11 protein-coding genes are annotated in these 15,153 nt (G+C 67.8%); 10 read left to right on the forward strand and 1 reads right to left on the reverse strand.

Annotation, left to right across the window (positions count from 1 at the left end):
• The first annotated feature begins 43 nt into the window (after positions 1-43).
• The 6 genes from gspL (at position 44) to gspF (ending at position 8,255) form a co-directional block, all read left to right on the forward strand.
• Positions 44-1,600 carry a type II secretion system protein GspL gene (gspL, locus tag A9J21_RS14155; RefSeq protein WP_066736613.1) on the forward strand — a complete coding sequence of 519 codons (1,557 nt, stop codon included), beginning with the start codon at positions 44-46 and terminating at the stop codon, positions 1,598-1,600.
• Positions 1,597-2,199: a type II secretion system protein M gene (locus A9J21_RS14160; protein WP_066736617.1), complete on the forward strand. Its 603-nt coding sequence runs from the start codon at positions 1,597-1,599 to the stop codon at positions 2,197-2,199. The genes gspL and A9J21_RS14160 overlap by 4 nt, the downstream gene beginning before the upstream one ends.
• Positions 2,199-3,005, forward strand: a complete 807-nt coding sequence (locus A9J21_RS14165) for a type II secretion system protein N (RefSeq protein ID WP_066736619.1) — start codon at positions 2,199-2,201, stop codon at positions 3,003-3,005. Before A9J21_RS14160 ends, A9J21_RS14165 begins: the two co-directional genes overlap by 1 nt.
• A gap of 37 nt (positions 3,006-3,042) precedes the next feature.
• On the forward strand, positions 3,043-5,469 hold the full coding sequence (gene gspD / locus A9J21_RS14170) for a type II secretion system secretin GspD (protein ID WP_066736846.1): 2,427 nt from the start codon (positions 3,043-3,045) through the stop codon (positions 5,467-5,469).
• A gap of 77 nt (positions 5,470-5,546) precedes the next feature.
• Entirely contained in the window at positions 5,547-7,022 is a 1,476-nt protein-coding gene (gene gspE / locus A9J21_RS14175; RefSeq protein WP_404851377.1) for a type II secretion system ATPase GspE, read from the forward strand.
• 15 nt (positions 7,023-7,037) lie between these two features.
• Entirely contained in the window at positions 7,038-8,255 is a 1,218-nt protein-coding gene (gene gspF, locus A9J21_RS14180) for a type II secretion system inner membrane protein GspF (RefSeq protein ID WP_066736623.1), read from the forward strand.
• A gap of 179 nt (positions 8,256-8,434) precedes the next feature.
• Here the strand turns inward: gspF and A9J21_RS14185 are convergent, their stop codons facing one another.
• Positions 8,435-9,802 carry an NYN domain-containing protein gene (locus tag A9J21_RS14185; RefSeq protein WP_066736625.1) on the reverse strand — a complete coding sequence of 456 codons (1,368 nt, stop codon included), beginning with the start codon at positions 9,800-9,802 and terminating at the stop codon, positions 8,435-8,437.
• A 323-nt stretch (positions 9,803-10,125) separates the two neighbouring features.
• On the opposite strand from A9J21_RS14185, the gene A9J21_RS14190 reads away from it, so the two are divergent.
• The 4 genes from A9J21_RS14190 (at position 10,126) to A9J21_RS14205 (ending at position 15,099) form a co-directional block, all read left to right on the forward strand.
• Positions 10,126-13,719: an indolepyruvate ferredoxin oxidoreductase family protein gene (locus A9J21_RS14190; protein WP_066736627.1), complete on the forward strand. Its 3,594-nt coding sequence runs from the start codon at positions 10,126-10,128 to the stop codon at positions 13,717-13,719.
• Positions 13,720-13,838: 119 nt separating this feature from the next.
• Complete coding sequence (locus A9J21_RS14195; RefSeq protein ID WP_066736628.1) at positions 13,839-14,258, forward strand: GNAT family acetyltransferase; 420 nt, start codon at positions 13,839-13,841, stop codon at positions 14,256-14,258.
• Positions 14,259-14,304: 46 nt separating this feature from the next.
• On the forward strand, positions 14,305-14,655 hold the full coding sequence (locus A9J21_RS14200; RefSeq protein WP_066736630.1) for a GFA family protein: 351 nt from the start codon (positions 14,305-14,307) through the stop codon (positions 14,653-14,655).
• 21 nt (positions 14,656-14,676) lie between these two features.
• Positions 14,677-15,099 (forward strand): VOC family protein, encoded by a 423-nt coding sequence (locus A9J21_RS14205; protein WP_066736632.1) that lies wholly within the window; start codon positions 14,677-14,679, stop codon positions 15,097-15,099.
• Positions 15,100-15,153 lie beyond the last annotated feature (54 nt).

Here is a 15,153-nt window from a genome sequence, read left to right on the forward strand (position 1 = left end):
CACGCGCCTCCAGCGCATCTTCGCCATAGATAACAGGGAAATCTTGAGTACCACGCTCTACGTCCGCCTGCCGCACCGGCCGCATGACCAGCCGCAACCGTGGCAGTTTGGCGCGATGCCTTTTGCGCTGGTACGCGCCTCCGCGGAAAAAACCCGCGCCGGCAGCCCTTCCCCGGCCCCCGAGCTGTTGCGCGAAGGCCACGCCCTGGCCGCGGAAATGCCCGCGGCAGACCGCCTGGTCCTGATCCTGGCCGCCAGCGATGTGCTGCTCACGGCAGCCATGGTGCCGCCGTTGCCGCCGGCCCGCCTGCGGCTGGCCCTGCCCAATCTGGTGGAAGACATGCTGGCGACGGACGCCGCGCCGTGCCATATCGCCCTGGGGCCGGCGCTCGATCCGGCCGCCCCGGCGCGTGGTCCGCGCCGCCGCCTGCTGATGGTCACCGACCGCGCCTGGCTGCGCGCCGCGCTGGACCAGTTCACCGAACACAAGCACCGCCGCCGCAGCGTGCTGCCAGCCCAGATGTGCCTGCCGCTGACGGAAGCCGCCGCTCCGGCCCTGGTTCCCGCTGAAGCCCCGGAGACCCCTGAACCGGCCCTGGCCGACGCCCTTGCCCCGGCGCCCGCGCCGCAGCCGTCCGTACCCGAAGTCCCGGCCACCACCGATGAATCGGCCCAGCCTGCCACGCTGGTGGTGGAAGCCGCGACCTCGGCACTGGCCCAGTCGGCGTCGCTGCTGGACGCCGCCGCGCCGCCACCCGCTGCCGCCGACACCGCGCGTCTCTGGCAACTGACGGTACGCACCGGCCCTTACGACGGCTACGGACTGCTGCTCAATGACCAGGCCCTTGGCGCGTGGCAGGCGCTGGCCCCATCCGGCGAATGGCATGGCGACCCTGCCGCGCTGGCCCATGCTCCGGTACCCGCGCTGCGTACGCAGCGGCCGGTCGCACGTGCATCGCGGATTTCCGATAACTGGCGTATCTGGCTGAGTGGCGCCGAGACCTGCCTGCGCGATCCGCAGCTCGACCTGGCGCAGTTCGAATTCGCCCAGGGCCGCATGGACCGCTGGAACGTGCTGGCGTGGCGTCTGCCGGTGGCCCTGGTCGTGGGACTGGCACTGGTGCAGATCATCGGCATGAACGCCCAATGGCTGATGCTGCGCAACGAGTCCCGGCGCATCGACGCGGCCCAGATCGATCTCCTGCATACTGCCTTCCCGAACGTGCCGCCGGTGGCGGAGCCACCGCTGCTGATGCGCCGCCAGATGGAACAGCTGCGCACGGCAAGCGGCCGCAGCACGCCCAGCGATTTCCTGCCGCTGGCCGATGGCTTTGCGCGCGCCGCCCATGACCTGCCGCCGGACGCGCTGCTGCAGCTCGACTATCGCGCCGGCGCGCTCTACGTGACGCTCAAGGCGGGCACCAATACCAATGCGCTGCGCAATGCAACGCGGCAAGCAGGCCTGCAGATGGAAGAAGACAAGTCACCGCCGGACGCCTCCGTCCGCGCGGGCGGCACCCCGACACCGCCCGGCTCGCGCTGGACGATCAAGACCGAATCGCGCGCCGAGAACCCGGCGCAAGGCAGGGCCGGCGCATGAAATTCGGCAAATCCGCCAATCGCCCGGCCGCCGCCACCGCTGCAACGGGTACGCCCGCCGGCCGCCTGGGCAGGCTGCGCCCGCGTGTCCCCGACGCCTGGCGCGAACGGTTCGACACCTTCTGGAACGCCCGCAATCCACGCGAACAGGCCATCCTTGGCGGCGGCGCGGTGGTGCTGGTGCTGGTATTCGGCTATCTGGTGCTGTGGGAGCCGGCCGCAACGGGCCGCGACCGCCTGATGCGCAACCTGCCGGCGCAGCGCGCCGACCTGGCGGAAATGGAAACGCTGGCGCAGGAAGCACGCGGTCTGCAGGCCAGCCCGGCACCGTCGCTGCGCGGCGACGCGCTGACCCAGGCGCTGCAGGACAACCTCGGCCAGCACGGCCTCAAGGCCACGCGCCTGGCGGCCACGGGCGACAACGCCGTGCAGGTTCAGCTGGACAAGGTGGCTTTCGGTGCCGTGGCCAGCTGGCTGCAGGATGTACGCGCCCAGCAGCGGCTGAAAGTCACCGACGCCCGCATCAGCTATGTCGGCGCCACGGCGCTGGTCAACGTCACGGCAACGCTGCAAGGCCCTGGCGCCGGTGGCCGCAACTGATGGCGCGCCTGGAGGCCCTGCGCCTGCCCCGCCGCCGCGCGCGTGCGTCGCGCGGCTGGCAATGGCTGCGCTGGACGCTGCTCGGCGTGGCAACGGTGGTGGTCACCGTGATGGCGTCGCTGCCGGCCACATGGATGGCCGAGCGCATCGCCACGGAAAGCGGCCGCCGCGTGCTGCTGGCCGATGCGGCGGGCACGCTGTGGCATGGCAGCGCCACGCTGGCGCTGTCGGCTGGCGCGGGCAGCCAGACATCGACCGTGCTGCCGGGCCGGCTGACCTGGGACGTGGCGTTCTGGCCATTGCTGACGGGCACGCTGCGCATCGTGCTGGAACAGGACATGACGATGGCCGCGCCGGTGACGGTGGCGGTGACGCCCGCCGGCTGGACCGTGCAGTCCGGCGGCATCCGCCTGCCGGCGTCGCTGCTGGAAGGCATTGGCGCACCGTTCAACACGCTGCGGCCTGACGGCACGATGCGGATCGACTGGACGGCGTTGCAGGGCAAATTTGCCGGCAACCAGAAATTCGGACGTCTGACCCTGCAGCTGGATCAGATGTCGGCGGCGGTGAGCCGCCTGCGCCCGCTGGGCAGCTATCGTGCGGAGGTCGACCTGACCGGCGCCGACGGCCGCCTGCAACTGAAGACCACGGCCGGACCGCTGCACCTGGAGGGCAGCGGCACACTCGGCCGGCAGTCCCGCTTCGAAGGCACGGCCCACGCCGACCCCGAGGCGGCCACCCAGCTGGCGGGCCTGTTAAGCCTGCTGGGACGAACAGAAAACAACGTGACAAGGCTGCGCTTCTGATTGCCGAAGCTGCCGAAGCTCAAGCCTGAAACCGATGATGACAACGCAAGCACACCACCACCTCGTTCGTACCGTCTGCGCCCGCGCCACCGCGCTGCTGTGCAGCCTGTCGCTGCTGTCGCCCGCCATGGTGTGGGCCCAGCCGCAGCAGCCGGTACCGCAACCCAACGACATCACGCCGCGCAACAACCGTGACCAGGTGGTGTTGAACTTCGTCAATGCCGACCTCGAATCGGTGGTGAAGGCCGTGGGCCAGGCCACGGGCAAGAATTTCGTGATCGATCCGCGCGTGAAGGGCACCGTGAACCTGGTGACCGAGCAGCCGGTATCGCGCGCCCAGGCCCTGGAAACGCTGGGCTCGGTGCTGCGCATGCAGGGCTACGCGATGGTGGAGTCCAACGGCTTCACGAAGGTGGTGCCGGAAGCCGATGCCAAGCTGCAGGGCTCGCCGACCGTGATCGGCGCCGGGGCGGGCCGGGGCGACCAGGTGGTGACGCAGGTGTTCCGGCTGAACTACGAGTCGGCCAATAACCTCGTGCCGGTGCTGCGGCCGATGATTGCGCCCAACAACACCATCACCGCCTATCCGGCCAATAACACGCTGGTGATCACGGACTACGCCGACAACCTGCGCCGCCTGGCCCGCATCATCGCGGCCGTCGATGCGCCGGCATCGGGCGAAGTCGAACTGATCCCGCTCAAGAATGCCGTGGCGAGCGATGCGGCGCTGGTCTTGCAAAAGCTGCTCGACCCGTCGGCGGCCGGTGGCGCCGGTGGCGGCGCGGCGGGCGGCGATGCGTCGCTGCGCACGACCGTGGTGGCCGAGCCGCGTAGCAATTCGCTGATGATCCGCGCCACCAGCCGCGCCCGCGTGCAGCAGGCGCGCCAGCTGATCGAGAAGATCGACCAGCCCTACGCGCGCCCCGGCAATATCTGGGTGGTGCCGCTCAAGAACGCCGATGCGGTGAAGCTGGCGGCCACGCTGCGCGCCATTGTCGCGGCGGATAGCAGTTTTACGAGTTCGACGCAGGGCGGACAGGCAGGCGCCGTCGGCGGCGCCGCGGGCGCCACGTCGCAGACCACCTCGCTGCCGCAGGGCGGCCAGTACACCGGTGGCAGCAGCAGCGGTTACAACCGCAGCAGCTCGGGTTCGTCGGGCTTCGGCAGCATGGGCGGCGGGTCGAACGCGTTCTCGTCGTCGTTCGCCGTGAACCAGCAACCCACCACGGGCGGCATCATCCAGGCCGATCCGTCGACCAATTCGCTGATTATCACGGCCAGCGAGCCGGTCTACCGCAACCTGCGCGGCGTGATCGAGGACCTGGACGCGCGCCGCGCGCAGGTCTATATCGAATCGATGATCGTTGAGGTCACCTCCACGCAGGCCAGCGAACTCGGCATCCAGTGGCAGGGCCTGGTCAATAGCGGCGGCAGCGTCACCGGCTTTGCCGGCACGAACTTCGGCACCGGCGGCCAGAACATCGTCAACCTGACCGCGGCCGGTGTGCTCTACGGCGAAAGCAAGACCGCCGGCCTGGCGGCGATCCAGCAGTTGCTGCCCACGGCGGGCGGCCTGAACCTTGGTGTCGTGAACAAGGCCCTGGGCCTTGGCGCGCTGCTGCGTGCACTGGGCACCAACGGCAGCGTGAACCTGCTGTCCACGCCGAACCTGATTACCCTCGAGAACGAAGAGGCCAAGATCCTGATCGGCCAGAACATTCCGATCACGACCGGCTCGTACTCGCAGACCGGCAGCAGCGCCACGGTGACGCCGTTCCAGACCTTCGACCGCAAGGACGTCGGTATCACGCTGCGCGTGCGCCCGCAGATCAGCGAAGGCGGCCTGGTCAAGATGCAGATCTACCAGGAATCGTCGTCGGTGGTTGCCGGCACGCTGGCCAATGCCTCGGGCCCGACCACCAACGTGCGCTCGATCGAGACGAACGTGCTGGTGGACGACGGCCAGATCATCGTGCTGGGCGGCCTGATCGAGGACAACTACGGCGACGGCGTGCAGAAGGTGCCGCTGCTGGGCGACATCCCCTGGATCGGCTCGCTGTTCCGCTACGAGAACAAGAACCGCGCCAAGACCAACCTGCTGGTGTTCCTGCGCCCGTATGTGATGCGCACGACCGCCGCCACCGATCGCCTGACGCAGGACCGCTACGACTACATGCGCACGCAGCAGCAAGGTTTCGTGTCGCCTAACATGATCGTGAATGACGCGGTCACGCCGGTGCTGCCGCCCGCCAACGCGCCGACCACGCCGTTCGTGGATCCGCGTGGCGGCTACCTGCAGCAGGGTCCGCTGCCGCTGGACCAGACGCCTGGCCCGAATACACCGCAGCCCGTGCCGCAACAGTCGCCCCAGCAGGCGCCCCAGCAGGCACCCCAGCCGGTGACGCCGCGGCCGCTGTCGTTCAACGACGAATCGTTCGCGAAGCGTCAGGCTCCGCAGAGCTGAGCATCACCGCCATGGCTACCGAAACACTCGCCCCTTCCGTCACCGGAGCCGAAACGCCCCTGGAACCGCCGTCGCCGATGGCGGCGCGGCTCGTGTCGTATTCGTTCTCGCGCGAGGCACCGCTGCTGATCGCGCACCAGCGCCCGGACGGGCTCGAAGTCTGGGTCAGCCGCAAGACGTCGCCGGCCGCGCTGGCCGAAGTGGCACGCGTGCATGGCGCGCTGCACCTGCGCGTGCTGGAACCGGCCGCGCTGGATGCGGCAATGTCGGACGCCTACAACCGCCAGGACGGCTCGGCCGCGCAAGTGGTGGGCGAGGTGGAGGGCGAGGTCGATCTGTCGCGCCTGATGCAGGACATTCCCGCCGTGGAAGACCTGCTCGAATCCGAAGACGATGCCCCGATCATCCGCATGATCAACGCGCTGCTGACCCAGGCGGCGCGCGAGCAGGCTTCGGATATCCACATCGAGCCGTTCGAATCGGCGTCGGTGGTGCGCTTCCGGGTGGACGGCACGCTGCGCGACGTGGTGCGGCCCAAGAAGGCGCTGCACGGCGCGCTGATCTCGCGGATCAAGATCATGGCGCAGCTGGACATCGCGGAGAAGCGCCTGCCGCAGGACGGCCGCATCACGCTGCGCGTGGGCGGGCGCCCGGTTGACGTGCGGGTGTCGACGCTGCCTACCGGCCACGGCGAGCGCGCGGTGCTGCGTCTGCTGGACAAGGAAGCGGGCCGGCTGGACCTGGCCAAGCTGGGCATGGCGCCCGAGACGCTGGGCGGCTTCGACCACCTGGTGCGCCAGCCCCACGGCATCGTGCTGGTGACGGGCCCGACCGGCTCCGGCAAGACCACCACGCTCTACGCGGCGCTGTCGCGGCTCGATTCGCACACCACGAACATCATGACCGTGGAAGATCCGATCGAGTACGACCTCGACGGCATCGGCCAGACGCAGGTCAACCCGCGTATCGACATGACGTTCGGCAAGGCGCTGCGCGCCATCCTGCGCCAGGACCCGGATGTGGTGATGATCGGCGAAATCCGCGACCTGGAGACCGCGCAGATCGCGGTGCAGGCATCGCTGACCGGCCACCTGGTGCTGGCGACGCTGCACACCAACGATTCGGCATCGGCGGTCACGCGTCTGGTGGACATGGGCATCGAGCCGTTCCTGCTGTCGTCGTCGCTGCTTGGCGTGCTGGCGCAGCGGCTGGTACGGCGCCTGTGCCCGCACTGCAAGCGCGAGGAAGTGATCGAGGTCACGCCGTCCGAGACGGATGCCCTGCGCGCGCAGGGCAAGCCGCTGCAGCGCGTGTGGCACGCGGTGGGCTGCGACAAGTGCGGCCATTCGGGCTATCAGGGCCGGATGGGGGTCTATGAGCTGCTGACCGTCGATCACGAGATCCAGACGATGATCCATCGCCAGCAGCCGGAATCGGAGATCAAGCAGGTGGCGCTGTCCAAGGGCATGCACACGATGCGCGGCGACGCGCAGCGCTGGATCGACAGCGGCGCCACCTCGCTGGAAGAGGTGTTGCGCGTGACACGCGAATAAGCCGGGGACCGCAGCATGCCCGCCTATCGCTACGAAGCCGCCGATGCCTCTGGCCGCGCCGACCGGGGCGTGATCGAGGCCGACAGTCCCAAGCAGGCGCGCGCGCAACTGCGTGCGCGCGGCCTGACCCCGCTTACCGTCGACCCGCTGGCTGGCGCCGGCCTGGCCCAGCGCAGCGGCAGCACCATGTTCGTGCGGCGGCTTTCCACGCAGGAACAGGCGCTGTTCACGCGCCAGCTTGCCAGCCTGATCGTGTCGGGCCTGCCGCTCGACGAAGCGCTGGGCGCGCTGGCCGACCAGGCCGAACGCCAGTACGTGCATGAATTGCTGGCCGGCATTCGCGCCGAAGTCATGGGCGGCAGTTCGCTGTCCGTGGCGCTTTCCCAGCATCCGAAGGATTTTCCGGACATCTATCGCGCGCTGGTGTCGGCAGGCGAGCACTCGGGCCACCTTGGCGTGGTGCTGGAGCGGCTGGCGACCTACATCGAGACGCGCAATCAGCTGACGTCGAAGATCCGGCTGGCGTTCACCTATCCGGCCATTGTCACGTTCGTGGCGTTTGCCATCGTGATCTTCCTACTGTCGTACGTGGTGCCGCAGGTGGTCAGCGTGTTCGCCAACACCAAGCAGAAGCTGCCCACGCTGACGATCATCATGCTGTGGCTGTCCGATTTCGTGCGCAACTGGTGGTGGGCCGCAGTGGCTGTGATCGCGGTGATCTCGGCGATCATCCGCAGCCTGTTGAAGCAGCCCGATATCAAGCTGTCGTGGCATCGCTGGCTGCTGACCGCGCCGCTGGTGGGCAAGCTGATTCGCGGCTACAACACCGCGCGCTTTGCCAGCACGCTGGCTATCCTGGTATCGGCCGGCGTGCCGATCCTGCGCAGCCTGCAGGCGGCGGGGGAAACGCTGACCAACGTGGCGCTCAAGAACAACGTCGACGACGCCACCACGCGCGTGCGCGAAGGGGCCTCGCTGGCCCGCGCGCTGGCCGCGCAGAACCAGTTTCCACCGGTGCTGGTGCACCTGATCCGTTCGGGTGAGGCCACGGGCAACCTGCCGGTGATGCTGGAGCGCGCGGCCACCGGCGAAGGCCAGGAACTGGAGCGCCGCACGCTGTTCCTGACCAGCCTGCTGGAGCCGCTGCTGATCCTGACAATGGGTGTGGTGGTGCTGCTGATCGTGCTGGCCGTGCTGATGCCGATTATCGAGATCAACCAGTTGGTGCGGTAGCGCCGGCTCGCGCTGGCCTGGCCGCGCTGCAGGTCTTCAACGCTGCGCTTTCCCCCCTCTCCTGCACGCGGGAGGGGGAGCAAACCAGCAGAAACCGCGAAATGCCCCCGGTGCTCTCCCTTCTCCCGCAAAACGCAAGGAGTCGGGGAAAGGGCCAGCGCGTCCAGGCCCGATAGCGCTTACTCCGCAGCCTTGGCCGCTTTCTTCGCGGGCGCGCGCTTGCGCGGCGCAGCCTTCTTCGCGGCGGGCTTCTTTCTGGCGGGGGCCTTGGCTTCGGCGTTGGTTTCCACGCTGGCCTCCGCGATATCGGCGGCGTCTTCCACCACATCGGCAGCTTCCGCCACCGCAGCCGGCGCCTCCTCCGTCACCTGTGCCGCCAGCACCGTCGTACCCGGCGCGGCGAATACCGACTGGTCGATCGGCCACGGGGTCTCGCTGAGCTGTACGTCGGGGCGCCGGGCGCGCTTGCCGCGCGGCGCCGGTTTTTCGTCGACGGCTTCCACGGTCTCCGGGATCAGCGTCGAGGCCGATCCGGCGACTTCATCGTCGTCGGCCCACAGCGCAGGCGCGGGTTCGGGAATGGCGTCCATGTCCACCACCGGCGCGGGCGTTTCCACAGGCGGCACCGGCTGCGCCACGGTCTGGGCGGGCAGCGGCGCGGGCGCCGGCTTCACAGGTGCGGGACGCTGGGCCTGCGGCTGCGGCTGCGGCTGCGACGGCTGCGGCTGGCTGGCTGGCTGGGCCTGACCGCCTGCCTGGGCACCCTGCTGACCACCCTGCTGGCCTTCATTCTTGCCGCGCTTCTTCAGCCGTACCCAGAGTGTCTTGTTGTTGCCACCGTTACGCGCTTCCACCTCGAACAGGTTGGTGGCGGCGACCAGCTCGGACAGCTTGCCGTAGCCATAGTTGCGCGAGTCGAACTCGGGCGCCTGCTTGGCGATGTAGTTGCCGATGCCGCCCAGCGTGGACCAGCCGTCCTCGTCCGATACGGCCTGCGACGCGCTTTGCAGCAGCCGCACCAGGCGCGAATCCTGACGCAGTTCCTGCGTGCTGCGCCGCTTGGCCGGTGCAGCCTCGGTTTCGGTATCGGTGTCCGCATCGCCGCGCAGCACATCGGCGTAGATGAACTTGTCGCAGGCGGTCACAAACGGCTTGGGCGTCTTGCGCTCGCCGAAGCCGTAGACGGTCAGGCCCTGCTCGCGGATGCGCGACGCCAGGCGCGTGAAGTCGCTATCGCTCGACACGATGCAGAAGCCGTCGAAGCGGCCCGTGTAGAGCAGGTCCATCGCGTCGATGATCATCGCGCTGTCCGTGGCGTTCTTGCCCACGGTGTAGCGGAACTGCTGGATCGGCTGGATCGAGTGGGCCAGCAGGCGGTCTTTCCAGCCCGACAGGTTCGGGCGCGTCCAGTCGCCATAGATGCGCTTGACGGCGGCCACGCCGTACTTGGCTACTTCGGCCAGCAGGCCTTCGACGATGGCGGGCGCCGCGTTGTCGGCGTCGATCAGCACGGCCAGGGTGGCACCCTGGCGGGGAGAATTGGTCATGTTCGGTTCTTCTGGATGGGGCCGGGTTGCACCATGGCGGGGTTCCCGGCGTGTGGCGCGCAAACATCATCGTTCACGGACGCGCGCCATTTGAATGCACCGCAGTGTACACGTGCAGCATAGGCGTATACGGGAAAGCACGGGGGTATCTGGCGCGTTTTATGCTGCATCGCACGGTACCGCGGCCTGCACGCCGGTGCTACCATGCCGCGCAGAGACACGGCCGCTCAACGCCTCCACAAGAGACCACGAACGGCTGCCCATAAATGATGTGTCGGTGATCCCGACAGCATGCCCCAAGCAGGGCCCAAAGAGGAGCACATATGAATGCCCCCCTGACCCCACCGGTCAGCGACGCCATCCGCCGCGCGCTCGAAAACGTTTCCCTCGAAGACAAGTACACGCTGGAGCGTGGCCGCATCTACATCAGCGGCACGCAGGCATTGGTGCGCTTGCCGATGCTTCAGCAGGAACGCGACCGTGCCGCCGGCCTGAACACCGCCGGCTTCATTTCCGGCTATCGCGGGTCCCCGCTCGGCGCCCTCGACCAATCGCTCTGGAAGGCCAAGAAGCACCTGGCGGCGCACAACGTCGTATTCCAGGCCGGGCTGAACGAGGATCTGGCCGCCACGTCGGTCTGGGGCTCGCAGCAGGTCAACATGTATCCGGACGCCAAGTTCGATGGCGTATTCGGCATGTGGTACGGCAAGGGCCCCGGCGTCGACCGCACCGGCGACGTCTTCAAGCATGCCAACTCCGCCGGCTCCAGCAAGTACGGTGGCGTACTGGTGCTGGCCGGCGACGATCACTCGGCCAAGTCCTCCACGCTGGCGCACCAGTCCGAGCACATCTTCAAGGCCTGCGGCCTGCCCGTGCTCTATCCGTCCAACGTGCAGGAATACCTGGACTACGGCTTGCACGCCTGGGCCATGAGCCGCTACTCGGGCCTGTGGGTCGCCATGAAGTGCGTGACCGATGTGGTGGAGTCGTCCGCCTCGGTCGAACTCGATCCGCACCGCGTGCAGATCGTGCTGCCCGACGATTTCATCCTGCCGCAGGGCGGTCTCAATATCCGCTGGCCCGATCCGCCGCTGGAACAGGAAGCCCGGCTGCTCGACTTCAAGTGGTACGCCGGCCTGGCCTATGTGCGCGCCAACAAGATCGACCGCATCGAGATCGATTCGCCGCACGCGCGCTTCGGCATCATGACCGCCGGCAAGGCCTATCTGGACACGCGCCAGGCGCTGTCCGACCTGGGCCTCGACGACGCCACCTGCGCGCAGCTGGGCATCCGCCTGTACAAGGTGGGCTGCGTCTGGCCGCTGGAAGCACACGGCGCGCGCGCCTTTGCCGAAGGGCTGCAGGAAATCCTGGTGGTCGAAGAAAAGCGCCAGATCATGGAGTACGCGCTCAAGGAAGAGCTGTACAACTGGCGCGACGACGTGCGCCCCAAGGTCTACGGCAAGTTCGACGAAAAGGACAACGCGGGCGGCGAATGGTCGATCCCGCAGAACAACTGGCTGCTGCCGGCGCACTACGAGCTGTCGCCGGCGATCATCGCCAAGGCCATCGCCACGCGTCTGGAAAAGTTCGACCTGCCCGCCGATATCCGCGCGCGCATCGAATCGCGGCTGGCGATCATCCATGCCAAGGAACGCGCGCTGTCCACGCCGCGTGTGACCGCCGAACGCAAGCCCTGGTTCTGCTCGGGCTGCCCGCACAACACGTCGACCAACGTGCCCGAGGGCTCGCGCGCGCTGGCCGGCATCGGCTGCCACTACATGACGGTCTGGATGGACCGCAACACGAGCACGTTCAGCCAGATGGGCGGCGAAGGCGTGGCATGGATCGGCCAGGCGCCGTTTGCCGGCGACCAGCACGTGTTTGCCAACCTGGGCGATGGCACGTATTTCCACTCGGGCCTGCTGGCGATCCGCGCATCGATCGCGGCCGGGGTGAACATCACCTACAAGATCCTATACAACGACGCCGTAGCCATGACCGGCGGCCAGCCGGTGGACGGCCAGCTGTCGGTGCAGGACATCGCGTACCAGGTGGCCGCCGAAGGCGCGAAGAAGATCGTCATCGTCACGGACCAGCCGGAGAAGTACAACGGCGCGATCAAGCTGCCCGAAGGGCTGACCGTGCATCCGCGCGAACAGCTCGACACGATCCAGCGCGAACTGCGCGAAGTGCCCGGCTGCACGATCCTGATCTACGACCAGACCTGCGCCACCGAGAAGCGCCGCCGCCGCAAGCGCGGCACCTTCCCCGACCCGGCGCGCCGCGCGTTCATCAACGACGCCGTCTGCGAAGGCTGCGGCGACTGCTCGGTCAAGTCGAACTGCCTGTCGGTGGAACCGCTGGAGACCGAGCTGGGCACCAAGCGCCAGATCAACCAGTCGTCGTGCAACAAGGACTTCTCGTGCGTGAACGGCTTCTGTCCGAGCTTTGTCACGGCGGAAGGCGCGCAGGTGCGCAAGCCCAAGGCCAATGGCGTGTCGATGAGCGGCCTGCCCGACCTGCCGCTGCCGGCGCTGCCGGACATGCGGCGCGCCTACGGCATCCTGGTAACGGGAGTGGGCGGCACCGGCGTGGTGACGATCGGCGGCCTGCTGGGCATGGCCGCGCATCTGGAAAGCAAGGGCGTGACCGTGCTCGACATGGCTGGCCTGGCGCAGAAGGGTGGCGCGGTGCTGTCGCACGTGCAGATCGCGGCCAGGCCCGACGACCTGCATGCAACGCGCATCGCCATGGGCGAGGCCGACCTCGTGATCGGCTGCGATGCCATCGTGTCGGCCACCGATGAAGTCATCTCGAAGACGCAGTCGGGCCGCACGCGCGCCGTGGTGAACACCGCGCAAACGCCCACCGCCGCGTTCATCAAGGACCCGAAGTGGCAGTTCCCGGGCCTGTCGGCGGAGCAGGACATCCGTAACGCCGTGGGCGAGCAGTGCGATTTCATCAACGCCAGCGCGCTGGCCGTGGCACTGCTGGGCGACACCATCTACACCAACCCGCTGGTGCTGGGCTATGCATGGCAGAAGGGCTGGATCCCGCTGACGCTCGAAGCGCTGGAGCGCGCCATCGAACTGAACGGCGTGTCGGTCGACAAGAACAAGGCCGCGTTCGACTGGGGCCGCCATATGGCGCATGACCCCGATCACGTGCTGTCGCTGACCGGCAAGCTCAAGACGCAGACCGAAGGCGCCGATGTGGTGAAGCTGCCGACGTCGAGCGGTGCGCTGCTGGAAAAGCTGATCGCCAATCGCGTGGACCTGCTGACCAAGTACCAGGACGCAGCCTACGCCGGGCAGTATCGCGAAGCCGTGAACCGCGTGCGCGCGGCCGAGAGCGCGTTGGTGGGTGCCGGCAAGCCCCTGCCGCTGACCGAGGCCGCCGCGCGCAACCTGGCGAAGCTGATGGCGTACAAGGACGAGTACGAGGTGGCGCGCCTGTACACCGACCCGGTCTTCCTCGACAAGCTGCGCGCACAGTTCGAAGGCGAGCCGGGCCGCGACTACCAGCTGAATTTCTGGCTGGCGCCGCCAACCACGGCCAAGCGCGACGACAAGGGCAACCTGGTCAAGCGCCGTTTTGGTCCGTCGACGATGACGCTGTTCCGCATCCTGGCCAGGCTCAAGGGCCTGCGCGGCGGTGCGCTGGACATCTTCGGCAAGACCGAGGAACGCCGCACCGAGCGCGCGCTGATCGGCGAGTACCGCGCGCTGCTGGACGAGCTGTCGAAGGGCCTGACGGCCGCCAACCATGGCACCGCCGTGGAACTGGCAAATGTGCCCGACGACATCCGCGGCTTCGGCCACGTCAAGGACAACAACCTGAAGGCCGCGCGCGGCAAGTGGGACCGGCTGCTGAAGCTGTTCCGCGACCCGCAGGCGGGCCAGCAGGCGGCCTGATGGCTCGTTGCCCGTTGTGCTCCCTTCTCCTGCTGGCGGGAGAAGGGAGAAACCGCGCCTGATTTGCACGGCCCACTACCATGGCTACACTGTGCGTTCCCCAAACCCGCAGCCATGCCATGCAGCTCCGCCCTTACCGCCCCACCGATGAATCCGCCGTTGTCGACCTGTGGAAGGCCTGCGGCCTGACCCGGCCGTGGAACGACCCGCACAAGGACATCGCGCGCAAGCTGACCACCCAGCCCGAGCTGTTCCGCGTGGGCGACGTGGACGGGCGGCTGGTAGCGACGGCGATGATCGGCTACGACGGCCACCGCGGCTGGGTCTACTACCTGGCCGTGCACCCGGAGTTCCAGGGTCACGGCTACGGGCGTATGCTGATGGCACATGCCGAGACCCTGCTGATCGAGCGCGGCTGCCCGAAGATCAACCTGCTGGTGCGCGACACCAACGATGCCGTGCTGGCGTTCTACGACCGCCTTGGCTATGGCCGCGATGCGGCGGTAAGCCTGGGCAAGCGGCTGATCCCGGACCAGTGAGTGGCCCCATGGCAGCCAGCGGGCAAGCCAACGAACCGGAGACACCATGACCACGTACCAGGGAAGCTGCCACTGCGGCCGCGTCGCCTTCGAAGCGGACGGCGAGCTGACGCAAGTGCTGCAATGCAACTGCACGATGTGCCGCCGGCGCGGCCACCTGCTCTGGTTCGTGCCCAAGACCAACTTCCGCCTGAAAACGCCCGACGAGAACGCGTCGACCTATCGCTTCAACACGATGAAGATCGCCCATCGGTTCTGCCCCACCTGCGGCATCGGGCCGTACTCGGAGGCCACCGACCCGCAGGGCAATCCCACGGCGGCAGTGAACGTGCGCTGCCTGGACGGCGTGGACCTGGCCAGCCTCAAGGTCATCGAGTACGACGGCCTGCACAAGTAACCACACACGGGAGTGAGCGCCATGTTCGCGATCCGGGGCATCGACCATCTGGTGTTGCGCACCGCCGACGTTGCGCGGATGGTGCGCTTCTATGTCGCTGTGCTGGGCTGCACCGTGGAAAAGGAACAGCCCGCCTTCGGCCTCACCCAGTTGCGGGCCGGTGGCAGCCTGATCGACCTGGTATCGCTGGACGGCCCCATCGGCCAGTCAGGCGGCGCAGGGCCGGGTACGGAAGGCCGTAACCTCGATCACTTTTGTCTGCGTATCGATCCATTCGATGCCCCAGCAATTTTCAAGCACATGAATATTCATCATGTCGATACCAGTCCGGTCGAACGCCGTTATGGGGCCGAAGGCGAGGGACCGTCGATCTACGTAAAGGACCCCGACGGCAACACCGTTGAACTGAAGGGCCCGCCGGACGGCACCCATTCGGAGGGCTGACAGGCCCGTGATACCCCCCGGCGTGCGCCTTCCCTCACCAGCGGCGGCGCCGAT

It is taken from the genome of Cupriavidus sp. D384 (assembly GCF_001652915.1).
Lineage (GTDB): Bacteria > Pseudomonadota > Gammaproteobacteria > Burkholderiales > Burkholderiaceae > Cupriavidus.